Consider the following 15,600-nt stretch of genomic DNA (forward strand, 5'->3'; position numbering starts at 1 on the left):
GAAAAACTAAAGCAAATGCTTCCGAAGTAGTTTTTCTGTAAGCGAAGAAGATGATTCAATGAAGGATACAGAAAAACAAAGCATATGCTTCCGAAGTAGTTTTTCTGTAAGCGAAGAAGATGATTCAATGAAGGATACAGAAAAACTTTTAGGTGGAATCAATCATGAACTCAAATGAAAAGGGACAAGCGGTGTGGATGGCGGACAACGAACAGGATACGGTCGCTTTGGCGGAGCAGCTGGCTGCCTGGGCAACGCCCGGAACAGTACTGGCCCTTGATGGGGATCTGGGAGCCGGCAAGACCCGCTTCTCGCAGGCCTTCGCCAAAGCGATCGGGGTCAACGGCGTCGTGAACAGCCCTACCTTTACTATTATCAAAGAATATCAGGGCAGTCAGCTGCCTTTTTACCATATGGATGTATACCGTTTATCGCAGACGGAAGCCGACGAGTTGGGACTCGACGATTATTTTTACGGGGATGGCGTTACGATTGTGGAATGGGCCAGCCTGATTGCTGACCTGCTGCCACCGGAGCGGCTGCAGCTTTATATCGATCATCTGGGGGATGAGAAACGGAGGATCACCCTTAGCGGAACGGGTGTCCTTTATGTGCGCTGGTGCACAGAACTTCAAGCGATGGGAGCAAGCGGGAAATGAAGATGCAAATGACGGAAGGCGGCGCGGAAGGCAAGCTGGTCGTGCTTGCTCTGGATACGTCCACGGCATCGCTGGCGGCTGCGCTGATACGCGGGGGACAAACGCTGGCATCCGTGCAGTCGCTCGCGGAACGCAACCATTCGCTTGCGACTGTATCCAAATTGAAGAGTCTGCTGGAAGAGACCGGAATCAAACCGGATGAACTGGATGGAATCGCAATCGGGCGCGGTCCTGGATCTTATACAGGAATGCGGATTGCCGTATCCGTGGGCAAGACGCTTGCCTGGGTGTGGGACAAACCGCTGGTCGGGGTTTCGAGTCTGGAAGCGCTGGCTTACGGCGCTTGGAAAAGCGTTGGTTCGGTAGCGGATGCCCAGCTCGGCATCCGGCACAAAGACGATGAGCGTCATGCAGCGGTTATTAACCGTCCACGGTGGCTGGTTCCCATTATGGATGCCAGACGGGGGCAAGTGTACACATCCGCATTCGAAGTAGCATCGGATGGCAGCTGGAACCGGTCGGCCGCGGATGGCGTTCGATTGATGCGGGACTGGGTAGCCGGGCTGGAAGAGAAGCTCCGCGTTTTGCCGCAGGCTGCCGTTCCGGCGGAACTGTGGGTTATAGGGGATTTATCCATGCATGAAGCCGAATGTCAGCGGCTGCAGGAGCTTTGCTCCCGGAACGGGACGGGCTGCCAGGTAAGGCGGGTTCCTTTTACGATGGAGGGGACCGCTGTTGCCGTTTTGGGCGCCGTCCGGCTTGCTGCTGGAGAACGGGATGAGGTTCATGCTTTTGTACCGAATTATACGCAATTGACGGAGGCGGAAGTGAAGCTGAACAAGTCCAGAGAGGAAGGGGCTGGGGCATCATGACGGAGATTGACGCACACCGCCTTGTTTTCCGCGCAATGACGCTTTCCGACATCCCGGATATTATCGAAATTGAGCACGAGGCGTTCACCTGTCCATGGTCGGAGGAAGCCTTTGTGAATGAACTGACGAACAACCACTTTGCGCGGTATATGGTCATGGCTTACGAGAAGGCAGTCATCGGGTATGGCGGCATGTGGACGATTATGGATGAAGCGCATGTGACCAATATTGCGGTTCGTGAGATCTATCGGGGAATGGGACTGGGCGAACGGCTGCTCCGGGAGCTGATGAAAACAGCCCTTTTCTTCGGCTCCAGCAAAATGACCCTGGAGGTCCGCGTGACGAATGACATTGCCCAGGGGCTCTATCGCAAACTCGGCTTTGAACCTTCGGGTATCCGGCCTAATTATTATTCGGACAATCTGGAAGATGCCCTCATCATGTGGGCGGAGCTTAAGCAGGGAAGTGACACATGACAACCAATGAATTATTGCTGGCGATTGAAACAAGCTGTGATGAAACGGCCGTTTCCGTTGTGCGCGGCGGCCGCGAGATAGTATCCAATGTCATCGCAAGCCAGATACAGACCCATGAGCAGTTTGGCGGTGTCGTACCGGAAATCGCCTCCCGCAAGCATGTCGAATCGATCACGTTGGTTATGGAACAGGCTCTCTCGGAGGCGGGCGTGACATTCCGCGATCTCTCCGCGATTGCGGTCACACAGGGGCCTGGGCTCGTCGGCGCCCTCCTGGTGGGCATCGTCGCGGCCAAAAGCCTGGCGATGGCTCTGGAGCTACCGCTCATTGCCACCCATCATATCGCAGGTCACATTTATGCCAACCGGCTGGTGCATGAAATCGAGTATCCGTCGGTTGCCCTTGTGGTGTCCGGCGGGCATACGGAGCTGGTTGAGCTTGAGCGGGAAGGGAGTTTCCGCATCATCGGCCAGACGCGGGACGATGCCGTTGGCGAAGCCTATGACAAGGTTGCGCGTGCGCTGCAATTTCCTTACCCGGGTGGACCGCATATTGACCGGCTGGCCATGGAAGCGTTGGGCGAAATCGAGCTTCCCCGCGCGTGGCTGGAACCGGATTCTTATGATTTCAGCTTCAGCGGGTTGAAATCGGCTGTGCTGGCGGTGATCAATCAGACCAGGATGAAGGGCGGGGAGCTGGATAAAGGCGCTTTGGCCAGAGGTTTTCAGACCTCCGTGATTCATGTTCTGGTGGAAAAAGCAATCCGGGCCGTTCGCGAACTGGGAGCCAAACAGCTGCTTCTGTGTGGAGGCGTTGCGGCGAATAAAGGGCTGAGGGCGGCCTTGACTGCCCGCTGCCAGGCGGAGGGCATATCTCTGCTGGTACCTCCTCTTTCCCTTTGCACGGATAACGCGGCGATGATCGGAGCCGCCGCCCATCTCAAATGGAAAAGCGGCGAATTTACTTCGCTTGAGATGAAAGCCGAGCCAGGGCTTTCGCTGGAAGAATGGTCGGTCCGTTAGAAAAAGTTGTTTTATGAATTGACAGACTTATTTCAGAAGGCTATAATAAGCACCAATACTTCACACTGCCTCAGAGGCAGTCATACTTCTTAAACGCAAAGAACAGGAGCAGTAAGGCTATGCCGGGTTTAGAGAGCTGCGGGTTGGTGCAACGCAGTCGAAGGCAGGCAAGAAACTCGCCTGGGAGCGGAACAGCGGAACGATCCGAAATGATGCGGCCGAAGGCCAAGGCTGACCTTTCGATACCTACGTTGTAACGGCTAACCCCCGTGATCGGGTGTACGGCCTTCGATTTCTAGAGTCGGGGGGCGTGCATAAGTGGACGTTCCATCATTCTCCTTTGGGGGATAAGGGCGTCAACAAGGGTGGTACCGCGCCGGACTGTTCATAACAGCCTGTCGTCTCTTGAATTGGAGACGGCAGGCTTTTTCTGTTGTCCAGCAGACAGTCGCGAAGACTAGTGTGAGGGAATCCAATGTTCTAAACCGACTCAACTGACACGTATAATTTAATCAACCATACAGGAAACGCAATGAACAGGAGTAGTAGGATGTATATCCGGGGATCTGCAACCCTCAAAAGAGCACCATCTTCCCTTGCGGGGTGGGCGCCAGAGGTTGCAGCAGAGAGCTGCGAAGATGGTGCGACGCAGCCGAAGGATAACCGAACTCGCCTGGAAGCGGACCGGCGGAAATCTAAGGACGTCCTGCCTGGCCAATAGGCCAGAGAGGATGCCCGCAGCGTACGCCGGCACGGCTGACCTCCGTCATCGGGTGCAACCTCCAGATCCAGCCGCGAACAGGCAGGCGGACTTGCCCTGGCTTTGCCCTATGAGGCAGCAGGTCAGGTTCGGCGAGATTCCATTTGCGTGCATACGCAGGATAGTTCGTGGAAATTGGAGGTTTGCATAAGCGGGTTTGGGCTTCGGTCCAGACAACGGGAGTGGTACCGCGGCAGCAGCATAACAGCCTGTCGTCTCTTGATCTATAAGAGACGATTGGCTGTTTTTTTGTTATTCAGGATACCCGCTTGGAGAGATAAATAACGAATCAAAGTTCCTCAAAAATTAATGCTCCACACATTCAAGGAGGCTAATCTCATGACAAACCCATCCATCAACCCAAATCAACAAGCTGAACCCCAGCAGAACAACCCGGAATCCGCTATGAAACGGATTCGTATTTTCGATACGACCCTGCGTGACGGGGAGCAGTCGCCCGGAGCATCGCTTGCGCCGGAACAGAAGATCATTCTTGCTCGCCAGCTGGCGAAGCTGGGGATCGATGTCATTGAGCCGGGTTTCCCCATATCCAGCCCTGGAGACTTCTCGGCTGTGCAGCAGGTATCCCGTGAATTGCAGAATGTTGAAATTGTCGGTTTCGCGCGTGCCGTCAAAGCAGATATTGATTCTGCGGTCCGCGCGACCGAGGATGCGGCAAGGCGGCGGCTCCATCTGTTCCTGTCTTCTTCTGATATCCACCTCGCTTACCAGCTGCGCAAATCACGCGATCAGGTGGTGCAAATCGCGCGTGAGATGGTGGCTTACGGCAAGCAGTTTGTGAATGAAATTGAATTCTCCTGTATGGATGCCAGCCGCTCGGGGAGAGATTTTGTCATTGAAATGGTAGAGGCTGTTATCGCAGAAGGCGCGACGATTATTAATCTGCCGGACACGCTGGGTTATGCCATGCCGGAGGAATACGGCGAGATGTTCCGCAGTGTGCGCAAGCATGCGCGCGGCGGCGAAAGCGTAAGCTACAGCGCGCATTGCCATAATGATCTGGGACTTGCAGTTGCCAACAGCCTGGCGGCCATTCAGGCTGGAGCCACGCAGATCGAAGTCACGGTTAACGGAATCGGTGAACGTGCCGGCAACTGCTCGCTGGAGGAGCTGGTCATGGCGATTGAAACACGCAAATCGGTCATTGGGGCAGAGACAGGCATTGTGACAAGCGAAATCTTCGAAACCTCGCGGATGGTCAGCCGGGCGATGAATTTCCCGATCGCTTATAATAAGCCGATTGTCGGCCGCAATGCGTTTCAGCATGAATCGGGTATCCACCAAGACGGCCTGTTAAAAAACCGTAACACCTATGAAATCATGGATCCGGAAGCATTGGGCATTCCGCGCAGCATGATCGTACTGGGCAAGCATTCCGGACGCCACGCGCTGAAGCACCGTCTGGCCGGATATGGCATTACGCTGAATGAAACAGAGCTGCTGAACCTGTATAACCGCTTTGTTGAAAAAGCGGACGAAATCAAGCTTGTGCCGGATGACGTGCTGATCCGTCTGGCCAGCGAAACGACGGAGACTCAGCATGATCCTTATGTGCTCGTAGATCTGCAGGTGCTGGCAGGCACGCAGCGCTCGCGTATCGCTTCGGTTACGATCAGGGAACGCGATTCGCAGGAGGAGCGGACGTATACGGGCACAGGAACGGGGCCGCTTGAGGCTGTTATCCACTGCATCCAGCAGGCGATACCAGTTGGAGGGGAGTTTGAGGATCTGGAACTGCATTCGTTATCCACAGGCGAGGATGCGCGTGGAGAAGCCATTGTCAGTATGCTTCACAACAACCGGAGATACCGCGGTACAGCCGTTCATAACGATATCATTCTGGCTGCAGCACAAGCCTATGTGGCCGCATGCAATCAGCAGCTGCTTGGCATTCAATCGGATGTCGAAATGAAGACTAAAGCGGAATAAACGCGGGGTTGCATGCCGCTTAAAGAGATTTGTGGCGTTTCCCCGCTAAAATATCGGGGTAATAAAAATTCATTCTCGGATAGCAATGAAAATAACGCGGTATTTGGCTGAAAATCATTGCTATCCACAATGTTATCCACAGAAAATGTGCATAGATGTGAATAAATATCAGAAAACCGCATTTTCCGGGCATTTACAATGTGAATAAATAGAGGATAAGTTTTTCACAGAACGATTGTGGATAGTGTGGATAATGTGTGCAAAAGTTTCAGCTTTCTATCAACTTCTGGGGGATAATAAAAAAATCGCGGATTTATTACGGATATTTAATGCCATTAGTGGCAGAATTGCTGAACAATTCACCCACAGCTGTGGATAAAGCTGTGGAATACGTGGATAGATGACAATTGGCTGTGATTATTCGAATCTGATCTATTCCCGAAGAGCTGTGCTCAATCGGGTGTTATGGCCGAATCCATATTAGGGAAAAGCTGTCTCACAAAGCGTCTGCTTTTGAGCGGCTTTTTTTCGGCTTTCAGAGTAAAATTCATTTCACAAACACGATTGCTCTCGTATTTTGTTTAATATATAGTACCCGGGCATGCAGTGACATTGGGATGTGCCGCTAAGCGGTAGTCTTGTTTCCTACGCAGTGGTTATAAATTAAAACAAAAAATGGCTGTGCAGGGGACGATCCCCGCACAAGCCATGGCTGTTGGTTGATACTTCCTTTATGAGATTTGATGGCCGACCACCGTCAAATTATGCCACAACGCGCACTAGGAGCTGTAGACTTAACCGAGCAATTCTTCCCATGCTTCATATGCGGCCTGAAGCTTCTCCTTCAGAGCATCCATATCCGCTTGTATAGTCTGAACCTTCATATAATCATTAAAAATCGCCGGATCAACCAATTCATGCTCCAGAGCTGTGATTTCGCCTTCCAACTTTGCAATCTCCTGTTCCAACTGTTCCTGCTTTCTTTGTCGGATGCGCTCCTCGCGTTTGGCTTGTTTGTCAGCTTCATAGGAAGTAGGAACCGAAGGTTCGACTGCTTCAAGCGTTTTTGTGTTTTTCCCCTGAGAATAGGATAGTGATTCCATCAGCAGTTCATTGGTTTCTTGTTTTTTCTCAACCATTTCGTCATAATTTCCCAGGAAATGATGTGTGCCGCCTGGAGTCAGTTCGACAATTCGCTCCGCCATCTTGTTCAGGAAATAACGATCGTGGGAAATAAAGAGGAGCGTCCCGTCGTAGTCCAGCAATGCGGATTCCAGAACCTCTTTGCTGTACAAATCCAGATGATTGGTAGGCTCGTCCAAAATCAGCATATTAGCGCGTGCAAGCATGAGCTTGGATAACGAAACGCGTGCTCTTTCACCGCCGCTGAGCGAACCGATACGTTTCTTGACATCATCTCCGCTAAACAGGAAATTTCCCAGCACCGTTCGAATACGTGCTTCTTCAATACCGGGATAAGCGCTCCACAATTCCTCCAACACGGTATTGGAAGGATTCAGCTCCTTGTGCTCCTGATCATAGTAGCCGATTTTGATATTGGTGCCCCAGCGGATTGAGCCATCCTCAACGGGCTGTTGATCGACAAGCGCCTTCAGCAGAGTCGATTTGCCAATCCCGTTCGGCCCGATAAGCGCAACATTCTCGCCACGCTCCAAACGGAAGGAGACATTGCGGAATAACGGATTGTCCTGCCCTGTAAAACGAATGGAAACATCATTCACATCCAATACATCATTGCCGCTATGACGTTCGATTTCAAAGGAAAAATGGGCTTTTTTCAAATCTCCCAGCGGTTTGTCGAGACGCTCCATCTTGTCGAGCGATTTGCGCCTGCTCTGGGCGCGTTTTGTTGTCGAAGCGCGCACAATATTACGCTGGACAAAATCCTCAAGGCGCGCAATTTCTTCTTGCTGCTTGTCGAATTGTTTCATCTGCGCTTCATATTCGGCTGCTTTAAGATCAATATAGCGGCTGTAATTGCCAGAATAGCGTTTGGCGGTATGCCGCTCAATTTCCACGATCGTCTGCACCACGGCATCCAGGAAATAACGGTCATGGGAAACGACCAGGATCCCGCCATCATAACCGCGCAAATAATCCTCCAGCCATGTTAGCGTCTCGATATCGAGATAGTTGGTTGGTTCGTCCAGCATGAGCAGATCAGGAGCCTGCAGCAAAATGCGGGCCAGCGCCAGTCTTGTTTTCTGTCCGCCGCTTAATGTGGAGATAATCGTATCCGGGGGAAACTGGCTAAATCCCATCCCATGCAAAATGCTGCGGATACGGGTCTCCATAACAAATCCGCCCTGCTCACGAAACCAGTCGGATAATCTGGCATAACGCTCAAGCGTCTGCTCATACAGCTTTGGCTCGGCTTGTAATCCGGGATCCGCGATTTGAAGCTCCATGGAGCGCAGCTCTTGCTCCGCCTCGGTCAGATGGGCGAATACGGTGCGCATTTCCGCTTCGATTGTGCGGTCGGACTGAAGTCCGCTGGATTGCGCAAGATAACCGATCGTTGTTTCTTTGGCTTTAAAGACCGTACCGGAATCGGCTGAAACTTCCCCGGCAATAATCCGCAGCAGGGTCGATTTCCCCGCTCCATTGACCCCCACGAGTCCAACCCGCTCACGCGGCAGCACCTGGAAGGTGATTTGGGAGAGAATGCTGGTCACACCATAACTTTTGGAAATATCTGATATTTGAAGAAGCATAGATTGTTAACCTCCAGAATCATATACTCAGATTGAAGCCTTGTCCGCGAACGGTATGGCCGTGACCCGAAAAAAATCCATTATTATCCATGATCAAAACCGATCTGACAGGCAGTTGGAAGGCAAGTCCTTCTCCATCATAAGTTTACATGAAAACGGCGCCGCGCGCGACATATTCGGCAGGATCGCGTAAGAGATAAAGCGATGCTTGAGATCGTCTGATCATTGGCGAAAAATGGTCAACAGTGGTAAACTAAGAAACAACTATGACATCAGGAAATGGCCTGCTCGATCGAACAGCTGCATCGGAATTTGCCGTTACATCATTAGAGAAAGGCAGGCGGCTGTGATGGCGAATATTGGGGAAGCAGCAGAATGGTTCAGACAAAAGAAAGCAATCCGGGCAGCTGCCGCAGCCAGCCGCAACCTTCTTCCGGAAGAGCTGCGCAAGCACTGGTCGTCAATGGCTTGCAAGCATGCTATTGACTGGATGGCAAACCATTCAAATTGTATAAACAGCTTTATGGTCTATGTGCCTTTCCGCTCCGAGCTTGATACCCGTGAAATGATAGAATGGGGCTGGCAAACTGGAATATCCGTCATAATCCCCCGCAGCAACCCATCTGATTGGACAATGGAGCTCTATGTTCTTCAGCGGTGGGAAGAGCTTATACCGGGGGCCTATGGTATTCTGGAGCCGGATGCCGGACAGGCCAAGCGCTGTGGGGAGGGATTCATTCCGGATGCGATTTTCGCGCCGGGCCTGACATTTGACCTGCATGGGGGCCGTTTGGGATATGGCGGCGGCTATTATGACCGCTACTGGGAACGGTTAAGCAGCGAAGCGCTGCAAACAGGACAATCGATGCCGTCCTGGATCGGGCTCGCTTACGAGTCCCAGTTGCAGGAGAAGGTGCCAATGGAACTGCATGATGCCCGCATGGGAGCGGTCATTACAGAGCAGGGCATGCGTATCTTCAATAGCTGATGACGTATCAGCGGGAAAAAGGAGAAGTGAGCGATGGAATTGACCCATTTCAACGACCAGGGCAGGGCGCGTATGGTCGACATATCGGAGAAAGACACTACGGCAAGGATGGCGGTCGCCCGCACAAGCGTGACAATGGCGGCGGAGACGCTCTCCCGTATCAAAGCCGGAACGGTTAGCAAAGGCGATGTCCTGGCCGTTGCCCAGATCGCAGGTGTCATGGCGGCCAAGAAAACATCGGATCTTATCCCGATGTGCCACCCGCTTCCCTTAACCGGCGTCAACCTTGCTTTTGCCGATAATGGAACGGATGAGTTATATATAGAAGGAACGGTAAAAACGACAGGCAAGACCGGTGTCGAAATGGAAGCTTTAACGGCAGTTTCGGCTGCTGCTCTGACCGTTTACGATATGTGCAAGGCTCTACAGAAGGATATGGTTATCGGGCCGACCTATCTGGTTGCCAAAAGCGGCGGCAAGAACGGAGATTACGAATCTAAGAACAAATAACCGGTATCATCGGAATGATCGGGGGAGAGGCACATGCGGTGGAAAGTAGCGTTATTGACGGCAAGCGACAAAGGATCGCGCGGTGATAGAGAGGACACAAGCGCGCAGGTGATCAGGGAACTTGTTGAAGAAGAACTGAGCGGGGAAATTGTCGATTACCGCATCGTACCTGATGAACAGGATGAGATTATGGCTGCTCTTATCGAGATGACGGATTATTACAAAGCGGATTTGGTCATCACAACCGGCGGCACCGGTCTTGCTCCAAGGGATCTTACCCCTGAAGCAACGCTTAAGGTGATTGAACGAATGGTTCCGGGACTGGCCGAAGCGATGCGGATCGGTGCCATGCAGCGCACGCGAAGCGCGATGCTTTCCAGAGGCGTTTGCGGAATCCGCGGCCACTCGCTGATTATTAACTTACCGGGAAGTCCTAAGGGCGTTCATGAGAATTTGATGGCGATTATGGATCAATTGCCGCATGCTCTTAGTATTTTATCGGGACGAACGGGGGACCATGACGAGTGACTTTCCCAGTAAACGGCGGCACGCAGCTCAGGGAAGTACCGGTGCGGCAGGCGGTCGGCCTGCGGCTGGCGCATGATTTGACCCAGATCATTCCGGGACAGTTCAAGGGAAGATTATTTACAAAAGGGCATATCGTCACGGAGGCGGACATTCCGAAGCTTCTGGACATCGGCAAGGAACATATTTATATTATGGAGCTGGGGGAAGGCGAGCTTCATGAAGACGATGCTGCCCACCGGATGGCACTGGCTCTTCATGGAGAAGGGACCGTATTGTCAGAGCCGCATGAAGGCAAGGTATCCATCAAGTCAGATTTGCCGGCTCCTGCCCTGGCCGTCATTGACGCTTCGCTTGTTCATGCCATTAATGAGCTTGGCGATATTGCGCTGGCTACTCTACAAACACATTCGGTTGTCAAACCCGGCGGTCAACTGGCAGCTACAAGGGTTATCCCGCTCGTAGTTGCCGAAGAAAAAATCGAACGTGTCGAGCAGATGGCCGAGAGCTACCGCTTGCTTCATGAAGGCCGCAGCCCGATTCAGGTCAGATCGTTACGCAGTTTTCGCATTGGCTTGCTTACGACAGGGAGCGAGGTTTTCTCGGGACGGATCGAGGATAAATTCGGGCCGGCTGTCCGGCGGATTGTGGAAACGCTCGGTTCAGAGGTCGCGGAGCAGCGTTTCACCCCCGATGATCGTCATACAATTGTCAAGGAAATAAACTACTTGATTTCTCAAGGGTATGATATGATACTGGTAACAGGCGGGATGTCCGTGGATCCCGACGATCGCACACCGGCTGCCATCAAAGAAGCGGGAGCCGAAGTGGTCAGTTACGGAACCCCTATGCTTCCGGGTTCGATGCTGTTAATGGGTTATATCGGCGGAGTACCGATTATGGGCTTGCCCGGTTGTGTCATGCACGATCCGTATACTTCTTTTGATGTGCTTCTTCCACGCATTCTGGCAGGAGACATCATTACAAGAGAAGACATCGTGCGGATGGGATATGGTGGACTGTACAATTGCTGATAGGGTCCATAGGGCTTAATGGCTGGAATAGATAGATGATGGACTTTTTGCAGTAGATTTTAAAATGGGCGGGTTGGAGTACAGTCTTCAAGACTGGATTAACCGCCCAATTTGCGAAGCGGATGTTCGCTTCGACACTTTTTTAGGAGGTTAGAGCCATGTTTAGCGGAATTGGTGTGACCGGATTCATCTTGCTGGTGCTTGTTGGTTTGCTGCTCTTTGGCCCGAACAAACTGCCGGAGCTGGGCCGTGCATTTGGCCGTACACTGAAAGAATTCAAGGCTGGCGCCAGAGAAATGATGGATGACGACAATCATGATCGCAAGGAAGTAAGCCGCAGCGACGTCAATCGTAAAGTTGAAGACCAAGCGGACAATAAGCGACTCCCGGAGTAGGGGCTCGCTTTTTTTTTGAAACGGACATGGCCGCTATCATGAATAATGAGAAAGAGAGGTGCGAGCCCGGTGACAGATTCCGATAAACAGACGAAATCCCGCGAACAGCTGATGACGCTATTCGAACACATCGGTGAGCTTCGTCGCAGACTGATCTATGTTATTATCGTACTTGTGCTGGGGATGATTATCGGATTAATGGTAGCGGATCCCGCCTATAATTATCTGATGAGCCAGGAGCCGGTTAACAAAATGGCCTTGCATGCGTTCTCTCTTTGGGATGGAATCGGCATGTACATGAAATTCGCGCTTGTTATCGCGCTTATACTGGTGCTTCCTTTTATTTTCTATCAGGCTTGGGCTTTCGTGAAACCCGCGTTAGGCGAGCACGAACAGAAGTCTGCACTTAAGTTTGTTCCATTTGCGCTGATTATGTTTCTGACAGGTCTGGCTTTCTCCTATTTTGTGGTGTTTCCCATGGCGTTCACCTTTACAACCGGGGTTGCGAGACATTTGAATCTGGAGGAAACCTACGGCGTGACGCAGTATTTTGCGTTTATGTTTAATATTCTGATTCCGATTTCACTGCTTTTTGAACTGCCGCTTGTGATCATGTTTCTGACTAAGCTGCGGATACTGAATCCCATCCGGCTGCGCAAGATGCGCCGGCTCGCCTACTTCATTTTGATTTTCCTCGGAATTATCGTGACGCCGCCGGATTTTATTTCCGATGCGCTGGTCGCGATTCCGCTTATTCTGCTCTATGAAGTAAGCGTGCTGCTGTCCAGTGTTGTTTACCGTAAACAGCTGGAACGAGATCGGCTATGGGAAGAGGAACTTGAAGCTACTTAAATATATCGATTTGGAGCAAGGAATGCCATCGCTCCACTTACAGATCATAGTGAAATCAGGCAGCAGGTTCAAGCATCTCTTGGGCCTGCTTTTTTTTGACCCATCTGGTGGAATAACTGGCGGCCTGCAGCACACATTCTTCGAAGAAGGAAACTTGCTTCATTGCGAATGGACAGGAAGGTCGTTTCTTCTTCACACCAATTTTTGACCCCGAACTGTAAATTTCACGCAAATTATCCTCCAGGCACTTGAAATTCGGAAGCAAAATCGGTATTATTAAAATTGGTTGTTAGCACTTAACAGTTGCGAGTGCTAATATATGAGAAGCAACAAAATCAAAAGGAGGCTATTTTCATGATCAGACCTTTGGGTGAACGCGTATTGGTTGAACCAATCGCGAAAGAAGAAACGACCGCAAGCGGAATTTTGCTGCCGGACACGGCGAAAGAAAAGCCGCAAGAAGGCAAAGTAATTGCAGTAGGAAGCGGCACGCTTAAAGACGGCGCCCGCATCGCTCTTGAAGTAAAAGAAGGCGACCGTGTATTGTTCTCCAAATATGCTGGCACCGAAGTGAAATACGAAGGTAAAGAGCTGTTGATTATGAAAGAAAGCGACATCCACGCCATCCTGGGATAAGCCGAGCGCTTTGACTACAAACATACATGGTACCAATTACTTATGATGGGCCTGCCCCATCAGGTTTGCCACATCATCAAGCAAGTTTTGGTTTAACGGTAACAGGAACGATCATTTATTAGGAGGTAATCGATAATGGCAAAGGAAATTAAATTTGGCGAAGACGCTCGTCGCGCGATGCTGCGCGGAGTGGACGCTCTTGCAAATGCGGTTAAAGTTACACTCGGTCCTAAAGGCCGCAACGTGGTTCTGGAGAAAAAATTCGGCAGCCCGTTGATCACAAACGATGGTGTATCCATTGCGAAGGAAATCGAGCTGGAAGACGCGTTTGAGAACATGGGCGCACAGCTCGTTAAAGAAGTTGCAACCAAAACAAATGACGTTGCCGGTGACGGTACGACTACAGCTACGGTTCTGGCGCAAGCGATGATCCGCGAAGGCCTCAAAAACGTAACGGCAGGCGCTAACCCGATGGTTATCCGCAAAGGGATCGAGAAAGCTGTTCGCGCTGCGGTTGAAGAATTGAAATCCATTGCTAAACCAATCGAAGGCCAACAATCGATCGCTCAGGTTGCTTCTATCTCGTCAGGCGACGAGGAAGTCGGCCAATTGATCGCTGAAGCTATGGACAAAGTCGGCAACGACGGCGTTATCACGGTTGAAGAGTCTAAGGGCTTCGTAACGGAGCTTGAAGTGGTTGAAGGTATGCAGTTTGACCGTGGATATGTTTCCGCTTATATGATTACGGATACGGATAAAATGGAAGCTGTTCTCGACAATCCATATATCCTGATTACGGATAAAAAAATCTCGAACATCCAAGATATTTTGCCGGTTCTGGAGAAGGTTGTTCAATCAGGCAAACAGCTGCTGCTTATTGCTGAAGATATCGAAGGCGAAGCGATGACTACGCTGATCGTCAACAAACTGCGCGGCACATTCACATGCGTCGGCGTTAAAGCTCCGGGCTTCGGCGATCGCCGCAAAGCGATGCTGGGCGATATTGCAGCTCTTACCGGCGGACAAGTAATCACCGAAGAGCTTGGCCTGGAATTGAAATCCACAACTCTCGAGCAGTTGGGTTCTGCCCGTCAAATCCGTGTTACGAAAGAAAACACGATCATCGTTGACGGAAGCGGCGACAAATCGGATATCGATGTTCGCATTAGCCAAATCCGTGCTCAATTGGAAGAAACAACTTCCGACTTCGACCGTGAAAAGCTGCAAGAGCGTCTTGCGAAGCTGTCCGGCGGCGTAGCTGTTATCAAAGTCGGTGCAGCAACGGAAACCGAATTGAAAGAGCGCAAATTGCGCATCGAAGATGCTCTTAACTCCACCCGCGCAGCGGTTGAAGAAGGTATCGTATCCGGTGGCGGTACTGCACTCGTGAACGTATATAAAGCTGTCACAGCTGTAAATGCAACGGGCGACGAGAAGACAGGCGTTAACATCGTGCTTCGCGCGCTGGAGGAGCCTGTACGCACTATCGCAGCGAATGCTGGCCAAGAAGGTTCGGTTATCGTTGAGCGCCTGAAAGGCGAGAAAGTCGGCGTTGGTTATAACGCGGCTACTGGCGAGTGGGTTGATATGTTCACAGCCGGTATCGTTGATCCTGCGAAAGTAACGCGTTCCGCACTGCAAAACGCAGCTTCCGTAGCGGCTATGTTCCTGACAACCGAAGCGGTTGTTGCGGACAAACCGGAAAAAGACAAACCAGCCATGCCTGATATGGGCGGCATGGGTGGAATGGGCGGCATGGGCGGCATGATGTAATAAGGGGGATAAACCCTTTATGTAGCAAGGATTTTACTAAAGGAAAATCAGGGTTGACCCTATGTTGACCCGATAATGTAATAAAAAAAAGAGGCTTCTCATGAGTTCATTGAACTTATGGGAAGCTTCTTTTTTTTGTGAACCGCTTTTACGCTGAACGTCTGGGAGAGAAGTTTCATTTGCTAAATTTTCAGCGGCGGATTCTGTTTTGGTTCGGTGTTCCGGACTGATTTTTTATAATATCTTGGAGTTGTAAGCTCCAACTTTCGAAATAGATTGGAAAAATAATGCTCGTTTTTTAATCCTGTGCGATATGCAATTTCACGAAACGTTATATGCCGTCATCATGCTTATCTGTTAGTTGGGAATGATTATGCCAGGCGCCTGGTGGAATTAAAAAGATTCACCTGCAT

At 51.1% G+C, this 15,600-nt stretch carries 15 protein-coding genes; 13 read left to right on the forward strand and 2 right to left on the reverse strand.

The window, feature by feature from the left end; all coding sequences use genetic code 11:
- The first annotated feature begins 164 nt into the window (after positions 1–164).
- From tsaE to IEY46_RS30410, 5 genes are all read left to right on the forward strand, one after another.
- Positions 165–659, forward strand: coding sequence for a tRNA (adenosine(37)-N6)-threonylcarbamoyltransferase complex ATPase subunit type 1 TsaE (gene tsaE / locus IEY46_RS30390; RefSeq protein ID WP_188998363.1), 495 nt, complete (start codon positions 165–167; stop codon positions 657–659).
- Positions 656–1,531, forward strand: a complete 876-nt coding sequence (gene tsaB, locus IEY46_RS30395) for a tRNA (adenosine(37)-N6)-threonylcarbamoyltransferase complex dimerization subunit type 1 TsaB (protein WP_188998366.1) — start codon at positions 656–658, stop codon at positions 1,529–1,531. The genes tsaE and tsaB overlap by 4 nt, the downstream gene beginning before the upstream one ends.
- The gene (rimI, locus tag IEY46_RS30400) at positions 1,528–2,007 is read left to right on the forward strand and encodes a ribosomal protein S18-alanine N-acetyltransferase (protein ID WP_188998369.1); all 480 of its coding nucleotides are present in this window, start codon (positions 1,528–1,530) and stop codon (positions 2,005–2,007) included. Before tsaB ends, rimI begins: the two co-directional genes overlap by 4 nt.
- Complete coding sequence (tsaD, locus tag IEY46_RS30405) at positions 2,004–3,029, forward strand: tRNA (adenosine(37)-N6)-threonylcarbamoyltransferase complex transferase subunit TsaD (protein ID WP_188998372.1); 1,026 nt, start codon at positions 2,004–2,006, stop codon at positions 3,027–3,029. The genes rimI and tsaD overlap by 4 nt, the downstream gene beginning before the upstream one ends.
- Positions 3,030–4,194: 1,165 nt before the next feature.
- A complete protein-coding gene (locus IEY46_RS30410; RefSeq protein WP_188998637.1) occupies positions 4,195–5,739 on the forward strand; it encodes a 2-isopropylmalate synthase in 1,545 nt (514 codons plus the stop codon).
- 794 nt (positions 5,740–6,533) lie between these two features.
- Here the strand turns inward: IEY46_RS30410 and IEY46_RS30415 are convergent.
- Positions 6,534–8,474 (reverse strand): ABC-F family ATP-binding cassette domain-containing protein, encoded by a 1,941-nt coding sequence (locus tag IEY46_RS30415; protein WP_188998375.1) that lies wholly within the window; start codon positions 8,472–8,474, stop codon positions 6,534–6,536.
- Positions 8,475–8,823: 349 nt separating this feature from the next.
- Here IEY46_RS30415 and IEY46_RS30420 point away from each other — a divergent pair, with 349 nt between their 5' ends.
- From IEY46_RS30420 to tatC, 6 genes are all read left to right on the forward strand, one after another.
- Positions 8,824–9,462 carry a 5-formyltetrahydrofolate cyclo-ligase gene (locus IEY46_RS30420; protein ID WP_188998377.1) on the forward strand — a complete coding sequence of 213 codons (639 nt, stop codon included), beginning with the start codon at positions 8,824–8,826 and terminating at the stop codon, positions 9,460–9,462.
- A gap of 33 nt (positions 9,463–9,495) precedes the next feature.
- Positions 9,496–9,972 carry a cyclic pyranopterin monophosphate synthase MoaC gene (gene moaC, locus IEY46_RS30425; protein WP_188998380.1) on the forward strand — a complete coding sequence of 159 codons (477 nt, stop codon included), beginning with the start codon at positions 9,496–9,498 and terminating at the stop codon, positions 9,970–9,972.
- 33 nt (positions 9,973–10,005) lie between these two features.
- Positions 10,006–10,500: a MogA/MoaB family molybdenum cofactor biosynthesis protein gene (locus IEY46_RS30430; RefSeq protein WP_188998383.1), complete on the forward strand. Its 495-nt coding sequence runs from the start codon at positions 10,006–10,008 to the stop codon at positions 10,498–10,500.
- A complete protein-coding gene (locus tag IEY46_RS30435; protein ID WP_188998386.1) occupies positions 10,497–11,531 on the forward strand; it encodes a molybdopterin-binding protein in 1,035 nt (344 codons plus the stop codon). Before IEY46_RS30430 ends, IEY46_RS30435 begins: the two co-directional genes overlap by 4 nt.
- 158 nt (positions 11,532–11,689) lie before the next feature.
- The gene (locus IEY46_RS30440; RefSeq protein WP_188998388.1) at positions 11,690–11,926 is read left to right on the forward strand and encodes a twin-arginine translocase TatA/TatE family subunit; all 237 of its coding nucleotides are present in this window, start codon (positions 11,690–11,692) and stop codon (positions 11,924–11,926) included.
- Positions 11,927–12,037: 111 nt separating this feature from the next.
- Positions 12,038–12,778, forward strand: coding sequence for a twin-arginine translocase subunit TatC (gene tatC, locus IEY46_RS30445; RefSeq protein ID WP_229750662.1), 741 nt, complete (start codon positions 12,038–12,040; stop codon positions 12,776–12,778).
- A 55-nt stretch (positions 12,779–12,833) separates the two neighbouring features.
- Here the strand turns inward: tatC and IEY46_RS36600 are convergent, their stop codons facing one another.
- Entirely contained in the window at positions 12,834–13,010 is a 177-nt protein-coding gene (locus IEY46_RS36600) for a hypothetical protein (protein WP_229750648.1), read from the reverse strand.
- Positions 13,011–13,132: 122 nt separating this feature from the next.
- Between IEY46_RS36600 and groES the strand changes: the two genes are divergently transcribed.
- Positions 13,133–13,414, forward strand: a complete 282-nt coding sequence (groES, locus tag IEY46_RS30450) for a co-chaperone GroES (RefSeq protein WP_188998393.1) — start codon at positions 13,133–13,135, stop codon at positions 13,412–13,414.
- A gap of 135 nt (positions 13,415–13,549) precedes the next feature.
- Positions 13,550–15,187, forward strand: coding sequence for a chaperonin GroEL (groL, locus tag IEY46_RS30455; protein ID WP_188998396.1), 1,638 nt, complete (start codon positions 13,550–13,552; stop codon positions 15,185–15,187).
- Positions 15,188–15,600 lie beyond the last annotated feature (413 nt).

This window comes from Paenibacillus nasutitermitis (assembly GCF_014641075.1).
Lineage (GTDB): Bacteria > Bacillota > Bacilli > Paenibacillales > Paenibacillaceae > Paenibacillus_Z > Paenibacillus_Z nasutitermitis.